Source organism: Pseudoalteromonas sp. GW168-MNA-CIBAN-0100, assembly GCF_040309225.1.
Lineage (GTDB): Bacteria > Pseudomonadota > Gammaproteobacteria > Enterobacterales > Alteromonadaceae > Pseudoalteromonas > Pseudoalteromonas arctica.
Window position 1 is genome coordinate 1 of record NZ_JBEOOL010000990.1, and the last position, 242, is coordinate 242.

The following is a 242-nucleotide window of genomic DNA, read 5'->3' on the forward strand; positions in this document are numbered from 1 at the left end:
CTCCATGACATCACGTTCAATCCACTCTAGGTCACCACCCATTTCGGCGCTAACAATATCATCTGACGACGATTCAGCTAATTGTGCAAAATCAGCACCCGCATTAAGCTGTGCTAATAAAGACTCAGCTTTCGCTTTTGCCGCATCGTCATCTTCACTGTTATCAATTAAGATGTGTGATACACGACGTTTTTCAGGCTCAACATACTGCGCTTTACTCTGCTCATAATATGCTTTTACAT

Annotated in this window: 1 protein-coding gene; it reads right to left on the reverse strand. The window is 42.6% G+C overall.

Annotated features, from left to right (window positions below; translation table 11 throughout):
* Positions 1 to 242: peptidylprolyl isomerase (locus tag AAEY62_RS24315; protein WP_350637040.1), on the reverse strand; the 242-nt coding region annotated here is incomplete at both ends.